This window comes from Allokutzneria albata, assembly GCF_900103775.1.
GTDB classification, from domain to species: domain Bacteria; phylum Actinomycetota; class Actinomycetes; order Mycobacteriales; family Pseudonocardiaceae; genus Allokutzneria; species Allokutzneria albata.
Map to the genome: position 1 here is coordinate 505,391 of NZ_LT629701.1, position 22,609 is coordinate 527,999.

22 protein-coding genes are annotated in these 22,609 nt (G+C 70.5%); 14 read left to right on the plus strand and 8 right to left on the minus strand.

The annotated features are described in order from the left end of the window. The first annotated feature begins 20 nt into the window (after positions 1-20). The 7 genes from BLT28_RS02380 to BLT28_RS02410 are packed head-to-tail and all read left to right on the plus strand — an operon-like array spanning position 21 to position 6,703. Positions 21-1,349, plus strand: coding sequence for a nitroreductase family protein (locus BLT28_RS02380; RefSeq protein WP_030433602.1), 1,329 nt, complete (start codon positions 21-23; stop codon positions 1,347-1,349). 9 nt (positions 1,350-1,358) lie between these two features. Continuing rightward, positions 1,359-2,735 carry a class I adenylate-forming enzyme family protein gene (locus tag BLT28_RS02385; RefSeq protein WP_197683953.1) on the plus strand — a complete coding sequence of 459 codons (1,377 nt, stop codon included), beginning with the start codon at positions 1,359-1,361 and terminating at the stop codon, positions 2,733-2,735. Continuing rightward, positions 2,722-2,955 carry a hypothetical protein gene (locus tag BLT28_RS02390; protein ID WP_030433604.1) on the plus strand — a complete coding sequence of 78 codons (234 nt, stop codon included), beginning with the start codon at positions 2,722-2,724 and terminating at the stop codon, positions 2,953-2,955. Before BLT28_RS02385 ends, BLT28_RS02390 begins: the two co-directional genes overlap by 14 nt. Further along, positions 2,948-3,652 (plus strand): dihydrodipicolinate reductase C-terminal domain-containing protein, encoded by a 705-nt coding sequence (locus BLT28_RS02395; RefSeq protein ID WP_030433605.1) that lies wholly within the window; start codon positions 2,948-2,950, stop codon positions 3,650-3,652. Before BLT28_RS02390 ends, BLT28_RS02395 begins: the two co-directional genes overlap by 8 nt. After that, positions 3,649-4,368 carry a class II aldolase/adducin family protein gene (locus tag BLT28_RS02400; RefSeq protein WP_030433606.1) on the plus strand — a complete coding sequence of 240 codons (720 nt, stop codon included), beginning with the start codon at positions 3,649-3,651 and terminating at the stop codon, positions 4,366-4,368. The genes BLT28_RS02395 and BLT28_RS02400 overlap by 4 nt, the downstream gene beginning before the upstream one ends. Continuing rightward, positions 4,365-5,447, plus strand: a complete 1,083-nt coding sequence (locus BLT28_RS02405) for an MFS transporter (RefSeq protein ID WP_052408229.1) — start codon at positions 4,365-4,367, stop codon at positions 5,445-5,447. The genes BLT28_RS02400 and BLT28_RS02405 overlap by 4 nt, the downstream gene beginning before the upstream one ends. Further along, on the plus strand, positions 5,444-6,703 hold the full coding sequence (locus BLT28_RS02410) for a condensation domain-containing protein (RefSeq protein ID WP_081900842.1): 1,260 nt from the start codon (positions 5,444-5,446) through the stop codon (positions 6,701-6,703). The genes BLT28_RS02405 and BLT28_RS02410 overlap by 4 nt, the downstream gene beginning before the upstream one ends. An 88-nt stretch (positions 6,704-6,791) precedes the next feature. Here BLT28_RS02410 and BLT28_RS02415 read toward each other — a convergent pair whose 3' ends face one another. The 4 genes from BLT28_RS02415 to BLT28_RS02430 are packed head-to-tail and all read right to left on the minus strand — an operon-like array spanning position 6,792 to position 10,319. Beyond that, positions 6,792-7,754 (minus strand): ABC transporter substrate-binding protein, encoded by a 963-nt coding sequence (locus tag BLT28_RS02415; RefSeq protein WP_030433609.1) that lies wholly within the window; start codon positions 7,752-7,754, stop codon positions 6,792-6,794. Between the two features lie 16 nt (positions 7,755-7,770). Then, entirely contained in the window at positions 7,771-8,754 is a 984-nt protein-coding gene (locus tag BLT28_RS02420) for a FecCD family ABC transporter permease (RefSeq protein WP_030433610.1), read from the minus strand. Beyond that, positions 8,751-9,779, minus strand: coding sequence for a FecCD family ABC transporter permease (locus BLT28_RS02425; protein ID WP_030433611.1), 1,029 nt, complete (start codon positions 9,777-9,779; stop codon positions 8,751-8,753). Before BLT28_RS02425 ends, BLT28_RS02420 begins: the two co-directional genes overlap by 4 nt. Positions 9,780-9,839: 60 nt before the next feature. Beyond that, complete coding sequence (locus BLT28_RS02430) at positions 9,840-10,319, minus strand: universal stress protein (RefSeq protein WP_052408230.1); 480 nt, start codon at positions 10,317-10,319, stop codon at positions 9,840-9,842. Between the two features lie 108 nt (positions 10,320-10,427). On the opposite strand from BLT28_RS02430, the gene BLT28_RS02435 reads away from it, so the two are divergent. After that, entirely contained in the window at positions 10,428-12,089 is a 1,662-nt protein-coding gene (locus BLT28_RS02435) for an FAD-binding dehydrogenase (RefSeq protein ID WP_030433613.1), read from the plus strand. Here the strand turns inward: BLT28_RS02435 and BLT28_RS02440 are convergent. Beyond that, positions 12,086-12,976, minus strand: coding sequence for an aminoglycoside phosphotransferase family protein (locus BLT28_RS02440; RefSeq protein WP_030433614.1), 891 nt, complete (start codon positions 12,974-12,976; stop codon positions 12,086-12,088). The two genes, BLT28_RS02435 and BLT28_RS02440, sit on opposite strands and share 4 nt — an antisense overlap. Before the next feature lie 461 nt (positions 12,977-13,437). Here BLT28_RS02440 and BLT28_RS02445 point away from each other — a divergent pair, with 461 nt between their 5' ends. Further along, positions 13,438-14,634, plus strand: a complete 1,197-nt coding sequence (locus tag BLT28_RS02445; protein WP_157376045.1) for an HNH endonuclease signature motif containing protein — start codon at positions 13,438-13,440, stop codon at positions 14,632-14,634. A gap of 29 nt (positions 14,635-14,663) precedes the next feature. Here BLT28_RS02445 and arfB read toward each other — a convergent pair whose 3' ends face one another. After that, positions 14,664-15,098 carry an alternative ribosome rescue aminoacyl-tRNA hydrolase ArfB gene (gene arfB / locus BLT28_RS02450; RefSeq protein ID WP_030433470.1) on the minus strand — a complete coding sequence of 145 codons (435 nt, stop codon included), beginning with the start codon at positions 15,096-15,098 and terminating at the stop codon, positions 14,664-14,666. A gap of 42 nt (positions 15,099-15,140) precedes the next feature. After that, positions 15,141-16,889, minus strand: a complete 1,749-nt coding sequence (locus tag BLT28_RS02455; protein ID WP_030433471.1) for a peptidoglycan D,D-transpeptidase FtsI family protein — start codon at positions 16,887-16,889, stop codon at positions 15,141-15,143. A 139-nt stretch (positions 16,890-17,028) separates the two neighbouring features. Between BLT28_RS02455 and BLT28_RS02460 the strand changes: the two genes are divergently transcribed. The 5 genes from BLT28_RS02460 (at position 17,029) to BLT28_RS02480 (ending at position 21,990) form a co-directional block, all read left to right on the plus strand. Beyond that, positions 17,029-19,002, plus strand: coding sequence for an ABC1 kinase family protein (locus BLT28_RS02460; protein ID WP_030433472.1), 1,974 nt, complete (start codon positions 17,029-17,031; stop codon positions 19,000-19,002). Between the two features lie 22 nt (positions 19,003-19,024). Further along, positions 19,025-19,663: a UdgX family uracil-DNA binding protein gene (locus BLT28_RS02465; RefSeq protein WP_030433473.1), complete on the plus strand. Its 639-nt coding sequence runs from the start codon at positions 19,025-19,027 to the stop codon at positions 19,661-19,663. 9 nt (positions 19,664-19,672) lie between these two features. Further along, a complete protein-coding gene (locus BLT28_RS02470; protein ID WP_030433474.1) occupies positions 19,673-20,065 on the plus strand; it encodes a hypothetical protein in 393 nt (130 codons plus the stop codon). 82 nt (positions 20,066-20,147) lie between these two features. After that, positions 20,148-20,819 (plus strand): DUF6766 family protein, encoded by a 672-nt coding sequence (locus BLT28_RS02475; protein ID WP_030433475.1) that lies wholly within the window; start codon positions 20,148-20,150, stop codon positions 20,817-20,819. Between the two features lie 31 nt (positions 20,820-20,850). Further along, positions 20,851-21,990, plus strand: coding sequence for a low temperature requirement protein A (locus tag BLT28_RS02480; protein ID WP_052408201.1), 1,140 nt, complete (start codon positions 20,851-20,853; stop codon positions 21,988-21,990). Here BLT28_RS02480 and BLT28_RS02485 read toward each other — a convergent pair. Beyond that, positions 21,981-22,526: a hypothetical protein gene (locus BLT28_RS02485; protein WP_030433477.1), complete on the minus strand. Its 546-nt coding sequence runs from the start codon at positions 22,524-22,526 to the stop codon at positions 21,981-21,983. The genes BLT28_RS02480 and BLT28_RS02485 overlap by 10 nt on opposite strands. Positions 22,527-22,609: the final 83 nt, after the last annotated feature.

Consider the following 22,609-nt stretch of genomic DNA (forward strand, 5'->3'; position numbering starts at 1 on the left):
TTCGGGCGATGAGTCAGACAATGGCCGCCACTGAGTTCTGGGAGCGCATGTCGGTGCGTGCCCCCGGTGCGGAACCACCCGGCTACCGGCCGACCGGCACCGGCCTCCGGCACGCGCTCGCCGCGCTGGAGACGGCCGCGGCGGTGCCTTCGGCGGGCGCGATCCGTCCTTGCGAGAACTACGTGATCACCACCGAGGCCGACGGGCTCGCGGCCTTCCACGTTGACCCGGCGCGCAGGCGGTGCGCGCGGGTCGCGGTGCCGCACTCGGTCACGCTCGCCGCGGCCGCGGCCGGACTGCCGGTGATCCCCGAGTCCGGCGCGCACGTGGTGGTCGTCGTGCGGCCGTGGCTGTCCATGCGCAAGTACGGCGACCGGGGCTACCTCTACGCGCAGCTGGACGCGGCGCACCTGGCCACCAACCTGCTCGGCGTCGCGGGGGAGTTCGGCGACGCCGAGCTGCGGCTGCGGATCAACCGCGGGCCGCTCGCGGTGCTGCTCGGCCTCGCGGAGAGCTGCCGTGAGGCGCATTCGGTGGTCACGCTCCGCCCGTCCGGCCGGGTCGTCACGGGCGTGCTCGCCGGGTGGACCGTGGTGGACGAGCGCCAGGCCGGGCGTGGTGCCCGGGTCACCCCGCTGGAGGCGGCGTGCTGGGCGCAGCTCGCACCGTTGCTCGACGAGGGGTGGACCGGCCCGTCATCGCCGGTCCGAGCGGACACGGTGGTCGCGCCGCACGAGCGGATCAGGGTGTCCGTGCCGTTCGGCGTCGGCGCCACGTGGTCGAGGGCATCCCGCACTCGCTTCTCCAGCAAGGGTTTTCTGCGCGAGACCGTTCCGGCCGACCTGGTCGCCGACGCGCTCTCCGCGATCCAGGTGCTGTTGCCGACCGACCTGCCCGCCCAACCCGGGTTGCACGTGAGCATGCTCGTGCGGCGCGTCGCCGGTCTTCGGCCCGGCACGTATCGCTTGACCGGCACTGGAAAGCGGCGCCTGGTGGGCACGCTCAGCGACGCGCTGGTGGCGCGGCTGTGTATGGGGCAGAACCACATCGGTGCGGCTTCCGCCGTCGTCCTGTTGCACACCGCGCGCGGTGACCTCGTCGACTCCCGGCGTCTGCTGCGCGAACAGGTCTTCCGGGCCGGTGCGACGGCGCAGCTGCTCTACCTCGGCGCCGCGACCGCGGGTATCGGCATCACCGCGGTCGGCGGGTTCGACAGCGCTCAGTGGGCGCACGCGGCGCGGCTGCCCGGTGACCAGGAGGTGCTGTACGTGCTCGCGCTCGGAGCGGACGACGAGACCGCGCCGAAGCTCGACCGCTTCTCCAGCGCATACGCGCACAACGAGAGTTGAGGGGCGGTCGTGATCCTTCCCGACGTGTTCTCCGCTTGCCTGCGCGCACATCCGGACCGGCTCGCGGTCTCCGACGGCGCGACTGGGCTGACCTATTCCGATCTCGACGTCCGCAGCGCCGCGCTCGGCGACCGGCTCCGCGCTCACGGTCGCTCCCGGATCGGCATCCACGCGACAAACTCGCCGGACTACGTCATGTGGTACATCGCGTCGCTGCGGGCGGGCTTCGTGCCGTTCCTGATCGACGCGGCGCTCGGCGCTCATGAACTCGCCCGGATCGTCTACGACTGCTCGCTGGACCTGCTCGTGCACGAGGGGCCGGGCGCGGAGGTGCTGGGCGGTGGAAAACTGGCGCTGTCGGAACTGGTCACCGACACCGATCCGGTGTACGAGCTGTTGCCGGACACCGAGGTCTGCCGGTTCACCTCCGGTTCCACCGGCAAGCCCAACTGCGTCGAGTTCTCCGGGCGGGCCGTGGCCAACGCCGCGACCAACTGGGCGTCCGGAACCGGGCTCTCCTCGGAAGACCGGACGCTGTGCTTGGCCGGCCTGTCCAACGGACTGGCGTTCAACACGTCCTTGCTGGCCACGTTCCTCGCCGGAGCCTCGTTGCACTTCGGACGGGGGCTGCCGACCGCGAGCGCGGTGTTGCGGCGCATCGAGGAGACCGGAGCGACAAGGCTGGTCGGGTTCCCGGCGCTCTACGACTCCTTGGTACGCCGGGGAATCCGCCGTCTCGATGTCCGGATGGCGATCTCTTCCGGCGCTCCGCTCTCCGCGCGCACCAGGGAAGCGCTTCCGGGGATCAGCGACTACTACGGCATCGCGGAGACCGGCCCGTTGACGTTCACCGCCGACCCCGCACCGGGCGGGTTGGGGCCACCGCTGCCGGGAGTGCGGTTGCGGGTCGACGACGGCGTGCTGCACGTGCGCAGCGAGTCGATGGCGTCGCGCTACCTCAACGCGCCCGGGCTGTTCGAGTCGCGACTCGACGCGGAGGGGTTCTACCGCACCGGTGACGAGGGCTACCTGCGGGACGGTGAACTCGTGCTCACCGGGAGGTCCGCGCGCACGATCAACATCGGCGGTCGCAAGGTCGACCCGATCGAGGTCTCCGACGTCCTGCTGGCCGCGGAGGGGGTGCGCGGCGCCGTCGTCTTCGAGGAGGCCGACGCCCACGGTGAGCCGATGATCACCGCTGTCGTCGCCGCTTCGTCCACTGTGGACCTTCGCGAACACTGCCGCGCGCGGTTGCCCGGGTACAAGGTCCCCGCCCGCGTCCACGTCGTGCCGGAGATCCCGGCCAACTCCATCGGCAAACCCGCGATGGAGGCCGTCCGGGCCCTCGTCGCCCACCATTCTGGAGCCGTCAATGAGCCTGCGTGACCACGTGATCCGTCTCGTCGTCGAGTCCTCCGGCGGTGCGGTGTCCCTGGCCGACCTCGACGCCGCGGGAGGGTCGCTGACCGCTGTCGGCTACGGGTCGCTGGCGTACATGCGGCTCATCGACGCGATCGAGAACGAGCTGGGCGTCTACGTCGACCAGGACGCCGACCCGCACGCATTGTCCACTGTAGACAAGCTGGTGGAGTTCGTCGATGGGTGAGTTCTCCCTGGGCGTCGTCGGCGCCACCGGCAGGCTCGGCACGGCGATCACTCAGCTCTGCGCCGCGCGTGAGATCCCGATCGTGCTCACGGCCTCGTTCGGCGGCTGGCAGGCGACCGGGACTCCTTCCGTGCTCATCGACGCCAGCGCGCCCCAGGCGAACCGGTGTGTCGTCCAGTACTGCCGTGAACAGCGGATTCCCTTGGTGCAGTGCGTCTCCAACCTTCTGCCGGAGCAGCTTCGCGAGTTGGAGGTGCTGGCCGAGCTCGTTCCCGTCGTGCGCGCGGTGAACCTCTCGCTCGCGCATCACGTGCAGCAGCGCGTCATCCGCGAGGTCGCGGCGCTGCTGGGCGAGACGGTCGGCGATGTGGAGGCCTCGGTCTTCGAGCGGCATCCGGTCACCAAAGCCCACCGTCCCAGTGCCACCGCGCGTCGTCTCGCCGACACGTGGACCGCCGTGAGTGGAGAGCAGATCTGGGACGTGTGCTCGCGCCGCGCTGGGCTCGCGGTCAGCGACCACGAGATCCAGTGGACGTGGGCGGCGGAAACCCTGGTGTTGCGGCATTCCGTCGGCGATCTGGCGGCTGCCGCGTCGGGAGCGGTGATCGCGGCGGAATGGGTGCACGGTCGCGCGGCGGGACTGGCCTGCATGCGCGAGATCTACGACGACTACCTCGCCGAGCGGAGAACCCGGTGAACAGATCAGAACAGCGCTTGGTCGACCAGATCGCGCTCGGGGCGCGGATGCTGTCCCTCGACGGCCACGACGACTTCAACCAGGGGCAGATCTCCGCGCGCGTCCCGGGTTCGGACACGTTCTTCATCAAGAACGCCCTGTGCGGCTTCGACGAGGCTGATCCGGACCAGGTCGTGCGCGCCGCGGTGGACCCGGCCGCCGAGATCCCGTCGCTCGCGCCCCCGGAACTGCCGCTGCACCAAGGCATCTACCGAGCCCGGCCCGATGTGAACGCGATCGTGCACAGCCACGCCCCGAACACGTTGATCTTCGGAGCGACCGATCTGGAGCTGCGTCCGCTGTCCCACGACGGCGCGTACTTCGTCGACCGGATCGGCCTGTTCACCACCACGAGCAACACCGTGCTCGACATCGGGACCGGCGACGCGATCGCCGAAGAACTCGGCGACGGGGAAGCCGTCCTGCTGCGCAACCACGGCGGTGTGATCGTCGGCAAGAGCGTGCGGCACGCGGCGGTGTTCGCCCAGGTGCTGGAACGCGCGTGCCGATTGCAGCTCGCCGCGGAGTCCTCCGGCGTCCCGTACACGTGGTCCACGGAGTGGGATGTGACGCTGAAGCGGGACTTCATCTACGCCGATCTCTCCGTTCGGTCCTATTGGGACTACGCGGTGCGCAGGGTGAATCGGCACTGGCCGGAGACCGCGAGTTGGGCGTGACCATCCGGACCCTGATGGTCAGCCAGGCTTTCGGGAGCGTCGGGGTGTCGAGCGGGTTCGTGGTGTCGACCCTGCTCGCCGCGAACCTGGCGCCCTCGGCGAGCCTGGCCGGGCTGGCGCAGACCGCGTCCACCGTGGGGTCGGCGGCGGCAGCCGGAGTTCTCGCACTGCTCGCCACGGAGAAGGGGCGGCGAGCGGCGCTTCGCGCGGGCTACCTCGTCGGCGCCTTCGGAGCGGTGACCTGCTTGCTGGGGGCGGCTTTCGGCTCGTTCTGGACGTTCGTGCTCGGCATGGTGAGCTACGGGGCGGCGGCAGCCGCGAACCTCCAGGCCCGCTATGCGGCGGCGGACGGCGCGCCCGCGGGCAGGCGTGGGCGGGCGTTGTCGCTGATCGTGTGGATCACGACGATCGGTGCGGTGCTGGGGCCGAACACCATCGGGCTCGCCGCGACGGTGGGGTTGCCCGATCTCTCCGGCAGCTTCGTGTTCGCATTGGTGGGTTTCCTGGTCGCGGCCGCGATCGTCCACTTGCTCCCCGTCGCGCATGTGGCCTCTGAAAATGTTTCGTACGAAAGTTTTCAGGGGTCCCGGCTGCCGTTGTTGTCACTGTGCGCCGGGCACGCGGCGATGATCGCGGTGATGTCGATGACCTCGCTGCACATGAAGCACGGCGGGGCTGACCTGGTGTCGGTCGGTGTGGTCTTCAGCGTGCACATGGCAGGCATGTACGCGTTCTCGCCGGTGTTCGGCTTCGTCGCCGACCGATGGGGGCCGTGGCGGAGCAGCGTGCTCGGGCACGTGGTGTTGCTGGCCTCGTTCGCTTTCTCGGCGGCGTCGTTCTTGGTGGTGGGCCTGTTGTTGCTCGGGCTCGGGTGGTCCTGCGTGCTGGTGTCGTCGTCCGCGGCGATGGAGCGGCGCGCACAGGGCTTGTCGGACGTGCTGATGAACGTCTGCGCCGCTATTGCCGGGCTGGGCGCGGGCGTGGTGCTGGACCTGCTCGGCTTCGTGGCGCTCAACGCTGTCTGCGCCGCTCTCGTGATCCTCGTTCTGGGATGCTACTTCTTCTGTAGGACAAGATGATTCCTTCCTTCGCTCAGCACCAGCGGCTCGTCGGCGGACGGCATGTGCACGCGTTGTCCAACACGGTCGCGATCGGACTGCGGCTCGTCGGCGCGCTCAACGTGGACGCGCTGAGCCGTGCCGTTGCCGAGCTGCTCCGCCGGCACGAGGCACTGCGCATGGTCTTCCCGGGCGATGACTCCGTGGAGCTGCACACCGATGGTGCTCCACTGTGGACGATCGAGGCGGATGACCCGTCGCGTGCGCTGGAGATCCTGGTCCGCAACGCTTCCCGCCCGTTCGACCTCGCGCGGGGCCCGCTGTTCCGGGTGACCTTGGTGCGCGTGGCGCCCACGTTGCACCTGCTCGGCCTCGAACTCGACCACCAGATCACCGACGGCTGGTCGAACCGCGTCCTCGTCCAGGACCTGCTTCACCTCTACTCGGCGTTCGCCGCCGACGAGGCGCCACCCCCACCGCCCGCCGCGCTGCGCTTCGCGAGCTTCGCCGAGCAGGAGCGCTCACGGAACTTCGACCGCCAAGTGCACTACTGGCGCAAGCAACTCGCCGGGATCTCCCTCGTCCCCGACTCCGGCCTGCGCGACCGCCCCGGCTCGCCCGGCGTCGGCGAAGTGTCGGTCACCGTGGACGCGGCCCCCATCGTGGACTTCGCGCGCTCGCACGGCGTCAGCCCGGTCCCCGTGATCACCGCCGCCGTCCAGGCCGTGACGTGGAAGCGCCGCCTCTCGTGGATGCGCCCCGACGAGGCCGCCGACGTGGCCATCATCAGCTGGCTCGCCAACCGCATCGCCCCGCTGGTCGACCACACCGTCGGCTACTTCGCCACGCGCACCGTCCTGCGCACCGACCTCAGCGGCGACCCGGGCTTCGCCGAGGTGGTCGACCGGGCCTCCCGCACGTTGTGGGGCGCACTGCGGCACCAGCGCGTTCCGCACGCGGCCTTGCTGCGGTTGTTGGAGCCTGGGCGATATGGGTCGATTTATGATGGGGCGGCTCCGGCGTTCTTGGAGCTGAACGTTTCTTCTGGGATGCAGCTGCCTCGGATGCCGGGGTTGTTGGTGGAGCAGGTTGAAGTGCCGTTGGTTCGGGTGCCTGCTGGGGGGTTGAAGGTGTCCGGGTTGTTGGCGGGGGGCGAGTTGGTGTTGCGGATGGCATATCGGGAGGAGTTGTTTTCTTCGGAGTGGTGCGAGGGGTTTTTGGGGGATGTTCGAGGGTATGTCGTGGCGGGGGTTCAGGATCCTGCCGTGTGTTTGTGACTTCCCGGGCCTCCAGCGTGGGGTGGGCTTGGCCTGGGGCCCCTTGCGCGTGCCAAGGGCCTGCACGGCGATCGGAACCGGCGCCGTTCTATACGCGGCGGGACTTGCCGAGCGCGTCGGTCAGCGAGCGGAGCACCGGGGCGAAACGGTTGTAGCTGTAGGGAGTTTCCGCAGCCCACTCGAAGACCTGACCTGCCCTCACCGCGGGGTGACGGGACCACGTCGGGATCGCGTTCAGCTCGGCGCGCGGGATGGAAGTGGCGGCGCGGCTGTCGACGAGGATGACGTCGGCGGGGTAGCGGTCGGCCTGCTCCCAGCTCAGGGACTCGAAGGCGTCCTTGCCCGCGTTGGGGACGACGACGTCGACGCCGAGCTCCTGGAAGAGCTTCAGATCGCCGTGGTAGGTGGGGGTGGCGATGTAGAGCTTGTCCTTGTTGGCGCTGACGACGAGCACCTTCAAGCCGGACTTGGCGGCGGCGGACAAGCCCTCGGCGGCACGGTCGAAATCGGTCTTCGCCTCGGTGACGGCGGGGGCCTTGGTGTCGGCGCCGAGGTCCGCGGCGAGCTTGACGAAGGACTCGATGTTGGTGCGGGCGGAGCGGCCGTTGAGCCTGATGCCGATGATGGGGGCGACGGACTCGATGGTGGGCGTGGGCTCCTTCGGGATGTACCACAGCTCGTCGCCGTACATCACGGTCACGACGAGGTCGGGGCGCAGCGACAGGAACTTGTCGACGTTGAACTCGCCGTAGGTGATGCCGACGGACTGCGTGGTGGACAGGTCCACGTTGCCGATCATGACCTCGTTGGAGCCGTCGGGGCGCTTCTGCGGGCCGAACACCCCGACGGGGCGGATGCCGAGGTCCCACAGGGCAGCGGCGGCGGTGATCTGGGCGACGACGCGCTGCGGGCGGGACGGCCTCCCGGCCTTGCGGCCGCGGTCGTCGGTGAACTCCCAGGCGGTTCCGCCCGCGGCGCCGCGCGGGGAACCGCAGGCGCCCAGGGCGAGCAAACCCATGCCGCCGAGGAAAGCGCGTCGTGTCGTGCTCATGGTTCTTCCTTCCACATCAACGGAAACTCTTGGCGAGCAGCCACAGCAGGACCGGGGCGCCGACCACGCCGGTCACCACGCCCACCGGTAGCTCGCCGGAGGACAGCAGCGTGCGCGCGAGGAGATCGGCCGCCAGCACCACGACCGCGCCGACCAAACCCGAAGTCAGCAGCGGCGGGACGGAGGGGCGGACGAGGCGTTGCGCGATCTGCGGGGCGAGCAGCGCGACGAACGCGACCGGACCGGCAGCGGCGGTCGCGAAGGACACGAGGCCGACGCCCACGGCCATGATCGCCAGGCGGGCGGCCTGGACGGGGACGCCGAGGCCGCGGGCGGTCTCCTCGCCGAGTTCCAAGCCTGCCAGCCACTTCCCGAGCAGCAGGGCGGCGGGCACGAGCAGCACCACGGCGACCGCCAGCGAGGGGACGCTGTCCCAGGTGCGACCGCTGAGGCTGCCGGTCAGCCACACGACAGCCTGCTGCGCTTGGAAAGCGCCGGACTTGAGCAGCAGGTAGTCGGTGACGCTGCCGCACAGCGCGGCCATGCCGATGCCGACGAGCACGATGCGGATGCCGGTGGTGCCCTGCTTCCACGACAGAGCGACCACGATGGCGGACACGGTGATCCCGCCCAGCACGGCCATCGTCGACATGCCGAGCCCGGCGCCGGCTCCGGTCAGCAGGGTCGCGACGGCGAAGGTGTTCGCTCCGTCGGTCACACCGATCACGTCCGGGCTGGCGAGCGGATTCCTTGCCAGGGCTTGGAAGAGCAGCCCGCCGACGCCGAAGGCGACCCCGATCAGCAGGCCGACCAGCGCGCGCGGCAGCCGGATCTCGTTGATCACCAGCAGTGCCGCGGGGTCGCCGGAACCGACCAGGCCCGCCACGACCTCGGGCACGGTCAGCGGGAAGTCACCGATGGTGATCTCCAGGCACAGCAACAAGAACGCGCTCGCCGCGAGAAGGCAGCAGGCGACGACCGTCCTGGGCCGGGCGGTCACAGCTCGGCCACCCGGCTGCGGCGGACGAAAGCGATGAAGAACGGCGCGCCGAGCGCGGCGACCACGATGCCGACGTGCAGCTCGTCCGGGTAGGCGACGAGCCGCCCGAACACGTCGGCCGCCAACAACAAGGCGGGCGCGAGCACTGCCGAGTACGCGAGCACCCAGCGGTGGTCGGGGCCGCAGATCGCCCGTGCGATGTGCGGAACGACCAGGCCGACGAACGCGATCGGCCCGCAGACCGCCACCCCCGCTCCGGCGAGCAGCGTGATCGCGACGACCCCGGCGATCCGGATCAGGCCGATCCGCTGGCCGAGCCCGCGCGCGGCGTCCTCACCGAGCGAGAGCACGTTCATCCCGGGCGCGACCACCGCCGCGAGCAGCGCGCCCGCCGCGAGGAACGGCAGCACCTGGAGCAGTGTCGCCGGGTCCTGGCCGCTGAGGGCACCGACCGACCAGAAGCGGTAGCGGTCCAGGGTGGCGGCGTCGGACAGCAGCAGGCTCGTGGTCAGCGAGCCGATCATCGCGGTGACCCCGGCCCCGGCCAGGGCGAGCTTGGTGGGGGTGGCCCCGCCGACCCCTCGTGCGGCGAGGAGGAACACCACCACGGCGGCCACCGCGGCGCCCGCGAAGGCGAACCAGATGTAGCCGGTGAGCGAGGTGACCCCCAGGACACCGGTGGACAGCACCACGGCCAGCGACGCGCCCGCGCTCACCCCGAGCAGGCCGGGGTCGGCCAGCGGGTTGCGGGTCAGCCCCTGCATCAGCGCGCCCGCCATGCCCAGCGCCGCGCCCACGGCGAGGCCGAAGCCGGTCCTGGGCACGCGCAGGCCCCAGACGATCGCCACAGTCGGATCGGCTCCGGCGAGCTCGTCGCCGGGGCGCAGCAGCGCGTCCAGCACGGCGCCGACGCCGAGCCAGCGGCTGCCGACCATGATCGACACCAGCGCGCACGCCGCCAGGCCGGCCAGCGCGAGCAGCAGGCCGATCCGCCGCCGCCAGGTGAGAGCGTTTCCCCACGTCACGTGGTGAGGATAGCCATACCTAACTTCGCTGCCGTGTCACCGGGGCCGAAACTGGTCGAACTACCGGGCGCAGGACGGCTCCAGCTCGGCCACCAGCCGGGTCGGGATCACCACGACCGGGCAGTTCGCCTTGCGGATCACCGCCGCGCTCACCGAGCCCATCAGCGCCGTCATCACGTGCCCGTGCCCGTGGCTGCCGAGCACCAGCATCTCCCCGCCCTCGGCCAGCTCGACCAGGCGCGCGCCCGCGAGGCCCGGCTCGACCACCTCCAGGACCGGCACCTGCTCGTAGCCGGGGCGGGCCCGGCGCAGCGCCTCGGTCAGCACCTCGCGGTAGACCTCGGTCTCGTCGTCCATCGGCGTCACCACCGGGATCGGCATGCTCGACGGCGAGATCCCCGGCGGGGTCCAGAAGATCGCGGCGGTCACCGACGCGTCGCGCAGCAGCGCTTCCTTGAAGCCCCAGCGCAGCGCCTGGACGCTCGGTTCGGAGCCGTCGACCCCGACGACGATCGTGTTGCGGTGCGAGCAAGTGGACATGTGCTGTGCCTCCCTTCGGAGGTCACTAGCCCTATCACGCATGAGCGATGCTCGCAGGGGACAATCGTTCGACCTTGGGCGAAGGGGCCCTGACGGGAGGGTGCTGTGATGGCGGCAGAGGCGAGCGCGGACGTGATCGTCGTCGGAGCGGGGCTGGCCGGGTTGGTGGCCACCGCGGAGCTGGCCGACGCCGGTCGGAAGGTGCTGCTGCTCGACCAGGAGCCGCCCGCCTCCCTCGGCGGCCAGGCGCACTGGTCCTTCGGCGGACTGTTCTTCGTGGACTCGCCGGAGCAGCGCCGGATGCGCATCCGCGACTCCCACGAGCTGGCCCTGCAGGACTGGATGGGCACCGCGGGCTTCGACCGCGACTGCGACACCTGGCCGCGCCGCTGGGCCGAGGCGTACGTGGACTTCGCCGCGGGGGAGAAGCGCGCGTGGCTCAAGGCGCAGGGCATGAAGTTCTTCCCGGTCGTCGGCTGGGCCGAGCGCGGCGGCTACGACGCCATGGGCCACGGCAACTCCGTGCCCCGCTTCCACATCACCTGGGGCACCGGTCCCGGTGTGGTGGAGCCGTTCCTGCGGCGCGTGCGCGCGGCTGTCGACAAGGGGCTGGTGGTCGTGAAGACCCGGCACCGGGTCGATGAGCTCACCGTCACCGCGGGCTCCGTCGACGGGGTGCGCGGCCACGTGCTGGAGCACAGCGACGTGGCGCGCGGCGAGAAGAGCTCGCGGGTCGAGGTGCGGCCGTTCGAGTTCTCCGCGCAAGCGGTCGTCGTCACCTCCGGCGGGATCGGCGGCAACCACGACCTGGTGCGCCGCAACTGGCCGGAGCGGCTCGGCACGCCGCCGAAGCACATGCTCAGCGGGGTGCCCGCGCACGTGGACGGCCGGATGATCGGGATCACCGAGAAGGCGGGCGGCAACGCCATCAACGGCGACCGGATGTGGCACTACACCGAGGGAATCCAGAACTGGAACCCGATCTGGCCGATGCACGGCATCCGCATCCTGCCCGGCCCGTCCTCGCTGTGGCTGGACGCGCGCGGCAGGCGGCTGCCGGTGCCGCTGTTCCCCGGCTTCGACACCCTGGGCACGCTGGAGCACATCATGCGCAGCGGGTACGAGCACACGTGGTTCGTGCTCACCCAGAAGATCATCGAGAAGGAGTTCGCGCTCTCGGGCTCCGAGCAGAACCCCGACCTCACCGGGCGCAGCGTGCGCGGGGTGCTCGGCAGGGCGCTGCCCGGCGCGCCCGGTCCGGTCGAGGCGTTCAAGAAGCACGGCGCCGACTTCATCGTCGAGAACGACCTGAAGACGCTGATCGCGCGGATGAACGCGCTGACCCCGGAGCCGCTGCTGGACGAGGCCCAGGTCGAGCGCGAGATCCGCGCCCGCGACCGGGAGATCCTCAACCCGTTCACCAAGGACCTCCAGATCACCGCGCTACGCGGGGCCCGGAACTACCTGGGCGACAAGCTGATCCGCGTCGCCACACCGCACCGCCTGCTCGACCCGAAGGCCGGACCGCTGATCGCGGTGCGGCTGTCGATCATCACGCGGAAGAGCCTGGGCGGCCTGGAGACCGATCTGGACGCGCGCGTGCTGCAGGCTTCGGGCGAGCCGTTGGCAGGCGTCTACGCGGCGGGTGAAGCGGCCGGGTTCGGTGGCGGTGGCATGCACGGGTACCGCGCGCTGGAGGGCACGTTCCTCGGCGGCTGCATCTTCTCCGGCCGAGTGGCGGGCCGGGCGGCCGCGGCGGCGACCGCCTAGAGCGGGAACCAGTGGCGGGCAAGGGCGTCCAGGGTCTTCTCGGCCGGGACGCCCAGCTCGCGCATGTACCAGCCGAGGTCGCTGTACACGTGGATGATCGTCATCCCGAGCAGCCGGCGGGACAGCTCCGGCCCGACGTCGGTGAAGCCGTACGCCTTCAGCACCCGCCGCAGGACTCTGCCGTCACCGCGCGCGAAGAACAGCCCGACCGCCGCGAACTCGTACTCCCGCGCGCCGCGCATCGCAGGCTCGAAGTCGTAGAGCCCGCTGAGTTTTCCGTTGTGTGTCAGCAGATGCGCGGGCATCACCTCGGTGTGCAGCGCCACCGGCGCATGCGGCGTGATCAGGTCAACCGTGTCCAGGAACCCGGCGAGCTGATCAAGCCACACCGCGTCCAGCCCGCGCTCGCGATGGTGGTCCAGCAGCCGCGCGCGCTGTCCGATCACGAACTTGCCCCAGTCGACCTCCGGAAGCGTCGGCACGGCGGTTTTGTGCAGTGCTGCCAAGGCTTCGCCCAGCTGCTCCGCCAGCCCGTCGCGTTCCGTTCCGCTCAGCTCCGGCCAGACCTCGCCCAGGTTCCGGCCGTGCAGCCGAGTCATGAGGAGATAGCCCCAGCCCTCCAATTCGCCCGTGGCAACCACTTCCGGCGTCGGGATCGGCAGCGCGCCGGTGAGGTCTTTCAGCACGCCGGACTCGCGTGCGCACTCGTCCTGGTGCACCGGTGGGTACAGCTTGAGGACGAGGTCGTCATTCACCGCGTACACGGGTAGCGACCCGTCTTCGAACCTTGTGGGTTGGTCGGAAAGACCGTGGCGGGCGAGGATCGCGGTGACGCCTGGGCGGAGGGCGTGGTCGTTCTCGGTGTGCGTGGGTGGGAGCAGGGGCATGGTTGGACGGTAGTCGTCCTGTTCAAGCGAATTCTTGGGCTTCAGCTTGCGCTGGTTCCAGCGTGGGTTCGGCTGTTTCCGCGGGGCGGCTGGTTCCAGTGTGGGGTCGGCTGGTTCCCAGCGTGGGGTCGGCTGGTTCCGCGGGTCGGCTGGTTCCAGCGTGGGGTCGGCTTGACCTGGGGCCCCTTGCGCGTGCCCGTGGGCCTTTCGGGGGCACGGGATGAAACTCCGGCCCTCGCGGGAAGCGTATGGCACGCGCACCCCAGGTAAAGCCTCGATTCCGTTTGCGGCTTGCGTTTGCTGGAACCTGGCTTTGTCCACAATGGACTCGGGCATGAGAACTGTTGCCACCCTGGGAATTCACTCTCCAGTGATTCGATGTCGATCTTCCGTTTTGGGATAATGGAAGAGGGTTGAGAAGGGGGGTGAACGTGGTGAATCCCAAGGCATTGATCCACTTGATGAAACGCCATCTCGCGCAGGGCGATGACTATAAGTCCACCGGTGACGGGTTGGTGGAGCGGTTGCAGGACTGGGAGACGGTGGCGGCGTTGGTTCTCGCCGCGGCCACTGATACCGCGACCGAGGCGGAGTCCCAAGGGCTGCACACCGCGCACAGCTGTAAGAACCTCGCGGTGCTGTTGCGGTCGAAGGTGAAACTGGAACCTGCTGAAGCGCAGCGGCGTGCCCGTCTGGTGCATGAACTCCCCGCGTTGCCCGCGACCCGGGAGCGGATGTATGCGGGGGAGATCAGCGGCAGGCATGCGCTGGTGATCGCCGACGCGGTCAAACGCATCCCGTCTGAGCGCAAGGATGAGGCTGAGCAGTACTTGGCGCGGGTGGCGCCGACGATGCACCCCCGCGACCTCATGCTCACCGGCAAGTACCTGCGCAGTGTCCTCGACCCCGACGGCACCTTCCGCGACGAACAAGAAGCCGTCGCCCGCCGCGAACTACGCATGGCCAGTGACCAGGACGGGTCGCTGCACCTCAAGGGCGTCTTCCCGCTCATCGCCGGACAGAAGATCAAAACTGTCCTCGATGCGCTGGCAAAGCCGCGCACCGTCGACGGGGAGAAAGACCCCCGAACGGCAGGACAGCGGTATGCCGATGCGTTCGAGGAAGTGATCGACCTGGCCATGGCCACCGGGGATCTCCCCGAGACCGGAGGACGACGCCCCACCGTGGTGGTGACCATGGACTTCGAGAAACTCCTGGCGATGCTGGGCAGTGGCAGCACGGCTACCGGAGACGCGGTGTCGGCGGGGTTGGTGCGGCAGATGTGCTGCGACGCCGGGATCCTCCCCACCGTCCTCGGCGGCGACAGTGAACCCCTCGACCTCGGACGCGAGCGACGGACCGCTTCGGTCGCCCAGCGCAAGGCATTAGCGGTGCGGGACAAGGGATGCGCCTTCCCCGGCTGTGATCGGCCACCAGGGTGGACGGAAGCCCACCACGTCTGGCACTGGATCGACGGCGGACCCACCGACCTCGACAACCTCGTCCTGCTCTGCGTGCATCACCACCACGTCATGCACGAGCAGGAATGGAGGATCGTCTTCGAGCACGGGATACCGAGCTTCATCCCGCCGCGGTGGATCGATGTCGAGCAGAAGCCGCTGCGCAACATCAGAGTGGACTACCCACTCACGCTCTAACGCGAGGTCAAGCCGGACCGGGCAGGAAATCAGTCGGTGTGCCGCACCTGGCCGCGACCGCGCTTCACGTCGGACCGTTGCCGTTTCGCGGAGAGGCGGCGTTCGCGGGCGCCGCGGCTGGGCTTGGTGGCGCGCCTCGGTGGGGGAGGTGGGGCGATGGCCTCGCGGAGCAGGGCGGCGAGGCGGTCCCGGGCGGCGTGGCGGTTCTGCAGCTGGCTGCGTTGCTCGGAGGCGGCGATGGTGAGCACGCCGTCGACCAAGCGGCCGGAGAGTCGATCGAGGGCGCGTTCGCGCTGGCGCTCGGAGGTGAACGCCGACGAGCGCGCCACGTCGAAGGACAGCTCGACGCGGCTGTCGGTGGTGTTGACCGACTGGCCGCCGGGGCCGGACGAGCGGGAGAACCGCTCAGCCAGCTCGACGCCGGGAATCACCAGCGACGGGGTGACGGTCAGATCGGTGGACATGCCTCAAGGATGCCTCACCACCCCGGCGGCGCACATTCGGATTTACCTGGGGGCGACCAGCTCCTGGACGGGGGCGCGTTCCTTGGCCATCGGCACGTGGTAGCGCTGGGCCAGGTAGTCGGCCACCTCGCGGAACAGGCGGGCGGCGGCGTCGGTCTCCGGGCCGTCGACCACGGTGGCGATCACGAAGCGCGGGGACTCGGCGGGGAACATCCCGGCGAAGCAGTTCCACGCGCGCTGGCCGTTGGGTTGCGTGCGGGTGCCGGACTTGCCCGCGACCTGGTAACCGGGGAGGGCGGCGGCGGGGGAGGAGCCCTTCTGGCCGGGGGCGTCCTGCACGACGGCGCGGAGCAGGCCGCGGACGGTGGTGGCGGTCTGGGGGCTGACGACGCGGATCCCAGCGGGCCGGGGCAGCTCGACGCGGTGGCCGTTCTGCTTCGTCTCGGCGCGGACGAGGCGGGGTGGGACGCGGACGCCGTCGTTGGCGATCGCCTGGTACATCCCGGCGAGCTGCGGCAGCGTGACGGACACGTCGTGGCCGATCGGAACGCGGGCCAGGGTTGACGCGGACCAGTGCTCACGGGGTGGCACCTGGCCGGCGCTCTCGCCGGGGAGGCCCAGCTCGGTGCGCCCGCCGAGGCCGAACCGGGAGACCAGCTCGGCGAGGCGGTCCTCGCCGAGTTTGCGGGCGGTCTGCACCGTGCCCACGTCGGAGGACTTCGCCAGCACTCCGGCCAGGGTGAAGTCCTGGGTGGCGTGGCCGGGCTGGTCGCGCACCTCGACGCCGTCGACGCGGACGCGCTCGGGGACGGTCAGCGTCAGGTCGCGGCCGAGGGTGCCGTCCTCGACCGCTCCGGCGGCGGTGACCAGCGCTGCGGCGCCGCCCGGCTCGAAGGGGACGGAGACGGCGGTGTTGATCTTCTGCTCGGTCGCCAGGGCGAGCACTTCGGCGGTCTTGGCGTCCAGCACCACGACCGAGGCGTCGTGCGCGCCCAGGCGCTTCGCGTGCTCGGTGACGAGCTGCTGGGCCAGGAACTGCACATCGATGTCGAGGGTCAGCTCCAGGCTCGCGCCGGGCGTCGCGGGTTCGAGATCGCGTTCGGTGCCGGGGATCACCACGTCGTCGCGGCCCTGCTCGGTGTCCACGATCCGCCGCCCGGTGCGCCCGGCGAGCACCTGGTCGCGTGAGCTCTCCAGCCCGGTGATGCCCCTGGTGCCCGCGGGTTTCTGGTCCTTGCGCCAGACCGCGGTGCCGATCACGTTCGCGGCGAGCGAGCCGTTGGGGTAGACGCGCGCCGCCCGGTACTCCGAACCGATGTCCGGGAACGCGCTGGAGATCTCCCACGCGGTGGCCGGGCCGATGTTCTCGGCCAGCTCCTCGCGCTGGCCGGTCCCGCGCAGCTTCGCCAGTACCTGGTCCCGGTGCACGCCGCCGCCGGCCGCGCGGACGATCGTGTCGGCGATCTGCGCGGTGAAGGTCTCGAAGTCCGGGGTCCGGTCCGGGCGCTTGTCCCTGGCCCTCTGCCAGTTCGCCCGCAGCCGCTGCGGCACGGTGTAGAGCACCCGCGAGTCCACGCTGAACGCGAGCGGGCGGCCGGACCTGTCCACAATGGAGCCCCGTTGGGCGGGGATGTCCAGCGGGGTCGCGCGCTGCTGCGCCGCCTTCGCCGACAGCGCCTCGGCCTGGAAGACCTGGACGTGCACCAGCTTCGCCGCGGCCACCACCAGCAGCACCACCAGGAACACGCAGCCGAGCACCATTCGTGGCCGCTGCGGGCCGCTTCCCCTCATCGGGTGATGACTTGAGTCGGCGGTACGGGTGAGCCGAGACGGGGGAAGATCACGCGCACCTGACACACCGTACCGATCAGGGGGCTTCCCGTTGGGGTGATTCGAGGACGGGAACCCACCGAATACCTAGACTTCGCCCGTGGATCTGCTCGCGGAGGCCTTCATCGGCCTCGCCGTGTTCGGCATGGTGCTGGTGTTCGCCGCGGCCGTGCGCCGCCTGCTCGGGATGGCTTTCGGCACGCTGCGGACCCTCGCCGCCGGCTTGCTGGCCTACCTGCTGGCGATGCCGATCGCGCAGGCCATGCGCGGCGCGGTGTCCCCGGAGGACGACCAGAACACCATCCTCTGGTTCCTCATCCTGGCCACGGGCTGCGCCGTGCTCGCGGGCATGGTCTTCCTCGCCGTGTCGGAGGCGCTGGTGCCGACCGGCTCGCTGCCGACCCCGCTGGAGTGGGTGCGCGGCCTTGGCGGGCGGTTCCGCCGCGCGCGCAGGTACTCGCAGATCACCCGCATCGCGATCCGCCACGGCCTCGGCCCGTACCTGCGCGGCCGCGACCGCACCGAGCTGAGCCGCACGACACAGCACCGGATCACTTTGGCGAGATCCCTGCGCGGAGCGCTGGAGGACGGCGGGGTCACCTTCGTCAAGCTCGGCCAGATCCTGTCGACCCGCCGGGACCTGCTGCCGGAGGAGTTCGTCGCCGAGCTGAGCCACCTGCGCGACAAGGTGCCGCCCGCGCCGTGGGCCGAGGTCGAAGCCGTGCTCATCGGCGAACTCGGCGCGCCGGTCGACGAGGTCTTCGCGTCCTTCGACCGCACCCCGCTCGCGGCCGCCTCGATCGCCCAGGTCCACGTGGCGCGCCTGCGCACCGGCGAGGAGGTCGTGGTCAAGGTGCAGCGGCCGGGCATCCGCGACCTGGTCGAACGGGACATCGACATCGTCAACAGGCTCGCGCGGACCCTGGAGCTGCGCACGAAGTGGGGGCGCTCGCTCGGCCTGCGCGAGCTGGCGGCGGGCTTCGCCGACGCCGTGCGCGAGGAGCTGGACTTCCGCATCGAGGCGGCCAACATGGCTGTGCTTTTGGAGAACAACGGGGGAGCCGCGAACGCCACCGGGGTGGTCACCTATCCCGCGCCGCACGAGCCGTTGTGCGGTGAGCGCGTGCTGGTGATGCAGCGACTGGACGGTGTGCAGCTCGGAGCGGCCGAGCAGGAGATCACCTCGGCCGGGCTGGACCGGCGGGAACTGGCCAGGAACCTGCTGGAGTGCCTGCTGCGGCAGATCATGGTCGACGGTGTCTTCCACGCCGACCCGCACCCCGGCAACGTGCTTCTGCTCAGCGACGGACGCCTGGGGATGCTGGACTTCGGCTCAGTCGGACGGCTGGACGCGGCGCTGCGGGCGGCGTTGCAGCGGCTGCTGCTGGCCATGGACCGCGGCGATCCGCTCGCCGCGGGGGACGCGCTGCTGGAGATCGCGCCACGGCCGGACGAGATCGACGAGCAGCGGCTGGAGCGCGCGCTCGGCCAGTTCATGGCCCGCCACCTGGGCGGAGGGTCCGTGCGCAGCGTGCGGATGTTCACCGACCTGTTCCGGATCATCACCGACCACCGCCTGTCGATCCCGGCGGAGGTGGCCGCGGTGTTCCGCGCACTGGCCACTGTGGAGGGTGCGCTCGCCCAGCTCGCCCCGGGCTTCGACCTGGTCGCGGAGGCGAGGTCGTTCGCCCGCGGCTACGTGGTCGAGCACCTCGACGCGGGGGCGCTGAAGGAGACGGTGATCCAGGAGGCGGCGGCCGTGCTGCCGATGCTGCGGCGGTTGCCGCGGCGGGTCGAGCGCATCGCCGGGGCCGTGGAGAACGGTCGCCTCACGGTCAACATCCGACTGTTCGCCGATGAGCGGGACCGCGCGCACGTGACCGCTCTGCTGCACCAGGTGCTGTTCACCGTGCTCGGCGCGACGGCGGGGATCATGGCGGTGATGTTGCTGGGCACGGCGGGCGGGCCGATGGTGACCTCGTCGGTGAGCCTGTACGCGCTCTTCGGCTACAACCTGCTGCTGATCAGCGTCGTTCTGGTGTTGCGCGTCCTGGTGCTGATGTTTCGGAGATAGGCCGCGCGGCAATGCCCCAGGGGTGGTCAAGCACCCCGGAGCACAGCCGCCCGACACCGACGACCTCGACGAACTGAGGTCCGCGGCGGCGTCCTGTGAGGGCTGCGACCTCTTCCGCGACGCGACCCGGACGGTGTTCGGCGACGGACCGGGCTCGGCCGACGCGGTGTTCGTCGGTGAGCAGCCCGGTGACCAGGAGGACCGCGCCGGTGAGCCGTTCGTCGGGCCCGCGGGCCGTCTGCTGGACCGCGCGCTCGAAGAGGCGGGCATCGACCGCGAACGCGCCTACGTCACCAACGCGGTGAAGCACTTCAAGTTCGAGCCCCGGGGCAAGCGCCGCATCCACAAGAAGCCGACCCGTTCCGAGGTGGTCGCGTGCCGCCCGTGGCTGACCGCCGAGCTGGCCGCGATCCGCCCGGCGCTCGTGGTCTGCCTGGGCGCGACGGCGGCGCAGTCGCTGCTCGGCACCGGCTTCAAGCTGACCGATCACCGCGGCGAAATCCTTGACCTGCCCGGCTTCCCGGCGCGGGTCACAGCGACGCAGCACCCCTCCGCGGTGCTCCGCGCCCCCGACCGGGACGCGGCCTACCAGGACCTCGTCCGGGATCTCAGAGTCGCTGCCGAAGAACTTCGGCGAGCCGGAACGCGACAGCCTGGTTAGGGTGCGATCGTGCCCGCGCCGAGGGTTGTGATCGCCGTGGCCGCCGCGGTCCTCGCGAGCGGATGTGCTTCCACGCAAACAGACTCCGTGCGCTCCACCGCCGACGCGTTCGTGGCTGCCATCGCGAAGGGTGATGCCAGGGCGGCGTGCGACCTGCTGACGCCGAAAACCCTGCGGCGCATGGAAGCCCTGCGGCCCGAGGGTTGCCCTGCCGCGCTCGGCACGCTCAAGCTCCCCTCGGCGGCGGTGCGCGATGTCGAGGTGTGGGGCGATGCCGCGCAGGTCCGAACCGGCGGCGACACCCTGTTCCTGCGGGAGTTCGAGCAGGGCTGGCGGATCTCCGGCGCGGGCTGCACCCCGCGCGGCGACCAGCCCTACGACTGCGTCCTGGAGGGGTCGTGATCTCCCGCGGCATGTTCGCCGCGTACCTGGTCGTCGTCATCGGCGCGCTGCTGTTCTTCTTCGTGCTGGGGGTGCTCGGGCGATGAAGTTCCTGCGCGACAACGCGGTCGGGATCTTCTTCGGGCTGCTCTTCCTCGGCGCGCTCGGCGGCCAGGCGTTCGCCGGGTACGCCGACCTGGTGCAGCGGCGGCTCTCGGACGGCGGTGCCGAACCGGGCTTCGTCCGCTACCTCGCGTCCTCGGAGTTCGCCGTGGACGTCGCGGAGAACTGGCAGTCGGAGTACCTGCAGTTCTTCCTCTACATCATCGCCACGGTGTGGCTGATCCAGCGCGGTTCCCCGGAGTCCAAGCCACCGGAGGACGCCGGGCAGGAGTCCGACGAGAAGCAGCAGGTCGGCGCGCACACCGGACCGCGGTCGCCGAAGTGGGTGCGCGCGGGCGGCTGGCGGACCAAGGTCTTCTCGAACTCCCTCGGCCTGGCGATGGGCGGGATCTTCCTGCTCTCCTGGCTCGTGCAGTCCGTCACCGGGGTGAGCTCGTACAACGCCGACCAGCTCGCGATGCTGGAGGACCCGGTGCCGTGGCTGGAGTACCTGGGCACCGCCGACTTCTGGAACCGCAGCCTGCAGAACTGGCAGTCGGAGTTCCTGGCGATCGGGTCGATGGCCGTGTTCAGCGTGTACCTGCGGCAGCGCGGGTCGCCGGAGTCGAAGCCGGTCGGCGCCGCCCATTCCACCACTGACGAAGCCGGATGAGGAGCTTGTGAGCAGCACCTGGTACCGCCCCATGGCGGCGCGCGGGGCGGATGAGCCGCATCGCGCCGCGACCCCGTTGGAGCTGTTGTTCGACCTGTGTTTCGTGGTCGCGGTCGCGCAGGCCGCCGCAGGGCTGCACCACGCGATCGCCGAGCACCACGTCGGCCAGGGCGTGCTCGGCTACGGGATGGTGTTCTTCGCGATCTGGTGGGCGTGGATGAACTTCACCTGGTTCGCCTCCGCCTACGACACCGACGACACGGCCTACCGGGCCACCACGCTCGTGCAGATCGCGGGCGCGCTCGTGCTCGCCGCCGGGGTCGGGCGAGCACTGGACCACGGCGACTTCGCGGTGATCACCTACGGCTACGTGGTGATGCGGCTGGCCATGGTGACGCAGTGGCTGCGCGCGGCCAAGGCCGACCCGGATCACCGGAGGACCGCGCTGCGCTACGCGGCCGGGATCACCGTGGTGCAGATCGGCTGGCTCGTCCGGCTCGCGCTGCCGCAGCAGTGGTTGCTGCCCGCGTTCTTCGTGCTGCTGCTCGCCGAGATCGCGGTCCCCGCACTCGCCGAGCGCGGCGCGACCACACCGTGGCACCCGGGGCACATCGCCGAGCGCTACGGCCTGTTCACGCTGATCGTGCTGGGTGAGTCGATCCTCGCCGCGACCAACGCGGTGCGCTCGGCGGTCGACGAGGGGCACGGCTCGGTGAACCTGTTCGGGGTCGCCGCGGCCGGGCTGGTCATCGTGTTCTCGTTGTGGTGGCTGTACTTCGACCGGCCCTCCGAGGACCTGCTGACCTCGCTGAGCGCCTCACTGCGGTGGGGCTACGGGCATTTGGTGATCTTCGCGTCCGCTGGGGCGGTCGGCGCGGGCCTGGAGGTCGCCGTCGATCTCCGCACCGGCAAGGGCGAGGTCTCGGAGCTGGTCGCGGGCATGGCGACGGCGGTCCCGGTCGCGTTGTACCTGCTTGGCGTGTGGGCGCTGCACGTCCTGCCGCGCGGTCGCTCACCGCTGGCGATCGCGTTCCCGGTGGTCGCGGTGCTCGTCGCGCTCAGTCCGCTGGCCGGGGCCTCGCTGTACGTGACCGCGGTGCTGGTCGCGCTGCTCGTGCTGGTGGGCTTGCCGGCTCCGAGGAGCCGGCAAGCCGGCGGGGGTCAGCCGTAGACCTGGACGTCGGCGAAGAACGTGCCGTCGTTGTCGGCGAGGTGGTGGTCGTTCACCGTGAGCTGCAGGTAGACCGGCCCGCCTGTGGTGATCTCCGTGCACCGCAGGCCGTCGCCGAGGAAGAACCTGCGCAGCACGGCGTTGGTGTTGGCGTCGCGGAGCAGGCCGACGAGCGAGTACATCTGGGCGCCGCGGTGCGGCCACGCACGGGTGTCGTCGGCGCCGGGGTACCAGTTCTCCCAGCCCCTGGGGCCGTTGCGGCCGGTGAAGGCCACACCTGCCCAGATGTCGCCCGCGACGCGGGGGATCTTGATGGAGTGCGCGCGGAAGCCGTGCCCGGTGTCGGGCCACAGCAGCATCCGGGAGCCGTCAGGGCGGGTGACGAAGCTCGCCGCCCGTGAGCTGACGAACTCGGTCTTGGACAGCAGCAGTTGCCCGTTGTCGCAGTTCGGGGCCGCCTGGGCCGCGGGGGTGGTCGCGACGGCGCCCAGCCCGGCGAGCAGCGCGGCCGCGGTGAACAGTCCGGTGATCCTCATGGTTCCTCCTGGAGTCGGTGCCACGGCAGAGATTGGGCAAATGCGCTGGAACGGTGCTGCAACAACGCTGGACCGCCTGGTGG

Bases quoted from the DNA above. Each gene is read 5' to 3' on its own strand.
- BLT28_RS02445 (WP_157376045.1), top strand. From the start codon at position 13,438: ATGAAACGCCATCTCGCGCAGGGCGATGACTATAAGTCCACCGGTGAC.
- BLT28_RS02380 (WP_030433602.1), top strand. From the start codon at position 21: ATGGCCGCCACTGAGTTCTGGGAGCGCATGTCGGTGCGTGCCCCCGGT.
- BLT28_RS02430 (WP_052408230.1), bottom strand. From the start codon at position 10,319: ATGTCCACTTGCTCGCACCGCAACACGATCGTCGTCGGGGTCGACGGC.
- BLT28_RS02485 (WP_030433477.1), bottom strand. From the start codon at position 22,526: ATGAGGATCACCGGACTGTTCACCGCGGCCGCGCTGCTCGCCGGGCTG.
- BLT28_RS02415 (WP_030433609.1), bottom strand. From the start codon at position 7,754: ATGAGCACGACACGACGCGCTTTCCTCGGCGGCATGGGTTTGCTCGCC.
- BLT28_RS02435 (WP_030433613.1), top strand. From the start codon at position 10,428: ATGGCGGCAGAGGCGAGCGCGGACGTGATCGTCGTCGGAGCGGGGCTG.
- BLT28_RS02440 (WP_030433614.1), bottom strand. From the start codon at position 12,976: ATGCCCCTGCTCCCACCCACGCACACCGAGAACGACCACGCCCTCCGC.
- BLT28_RS02395 (WP_030433605.1), top strand. From the start codon at position 2,948: ATGGGTGAGTTCTCCCTGGGCGTCGTCGGCGCCACCGGCAGGCTCGGC.
- BLT28_RS02390 (WP_030433604.1), top strand. From the start codon at position 2,722: ATGAGCCTGCGTGACCACGTGATCCGTCTCGTCGTCGAGTCCTCCGGC.
- BLT28_RS02480 (WP_052408201.1), top strand. From the start codon at position 20,851: ATGGCGGCGCGCGGGGCGGATGAGCCGCATCGCGCCGCGACCCCGTTG.
- BLT28_RS02455 (WP_030433471.1), bottom strand. From the start codon at position 16,889: ATGAGGGGAAGCGGCCCGCAGCGGCCACGAATGGTGCTCGGCTGCGTG.
- arfB (WP_030433470.1), bottom strand. From the start codon at position 15,098: ATGTCCACCGATCTGACCGTCACCCCGTCGCTGGTGATTCCCGGCGTC.
- BLT28_RS02410 (WP_081900842.1), top strand. From the start codon at position 5,444: ATGATTCCTTCCTTCGCTCAGCACCAGCGGCTCGTCGGCGGACGGCAT.
- BLT28_RS02475 (WP_030433475.1), top strand. From the start codon at position 20,148: ATGAAGTTCCTGCGCGACAACGCGGTCGGGATCTTCTTCGGGCTGCTC.